Raw genomic sequence first — 602 nt, forward strand, 5'->3', positions numbered from 1 at the left:
CAAGAAAACGTCCGACGGAGCCGAGAGCTTTTGACGAAGACGTGCGTGCACGTCGAACGGAAAAAGCGAAGGCGCAGGAGGATGTTAGTTCGAAGCTAGACATCAAGAAAAGCGAAGGCGACTGTTCTGTTATCTAGTTTTGAAGGAATCATCCTTCAACATATTGCTCGGTGACGATGGCGGAGAGGTCACACCCGTTCCCATCCCGAACACGGAAGTTAAGCTCTCCAGCGCCGATGGTAGTTGGCGGGACACCGCCTGCGAGAGTAGGACGTTGCCGGGCAAAAAATGAGCCATTAGCTCAGTAGGTAGAGCATCTGACTTTTAATCAGAGGGTCGGAGGTTCGAGTCCTCCATGGCTCACCATGATGCGGGTGTGGCGGAATTGGCAGACGCACCAGACTTAGGATCTGGCGCCTCTGGCGTGGGGGTTCAAGTCCCTCCACCCGCATGATGCGGAAGTAGTTCAGTGGTAGAACACCACCTTGCCAAGGTGGGGGTCGCGGGTTCGAGTCCCGTCTTCCGCTCCAATATGCCATGCCGGGGTGGCGGAATTGGCAGACGCACAGGACTTAAAATCCTGCGGTAGGTGACTACCGTGC

At 55.6% G+C, this 602-nt stretch carries 3 tRNA genes and 1 rRNA gene; all 4 read left to right on the top strand.

From position 1 onward, the window contains the following. The first annotated feature begins 166 nt into the window (after positions 1–166). The 4 genes from rrf to LD028_RS02480 all read left to right on the top strand — a co-directional run bounded on the left by rrf (position 167) and on the right by LD028_RS02480 (position 530). Positions 167–283 (top strand): 5S ribosomal RNA (gene rrf / locus LD028_RS02465). Positions 284–290: 7 nt separating this feature from the next. Next, positions 291–366 (top strand) — tRNA-Lys (locus tag LD028_RS02470). 4 nt (positions 367–370) lie between these two features. Further along, positions 371–451, top strand: a tRNA-Leu gene (locus tag LD028_RS02475). 4 nt (positions 452–455) lie between these two features. Next, positions 456–530 (top strand) — tRNA-Gly (locus LD028_RS02480). The last annotated feature ends 72 nt before the right edge of the window (positions 531–602 follow it).

The sequence above is a fragment of the Anoxybacillus sp. LAT27 genome, from assembly GCF_022030075.1.
GTDB lineage: Bacteria > Bacillota > Bacilli > Bacillales > Anoxybacillaceae > Anoxybacillus > Anoxybacillus kestanbolensis.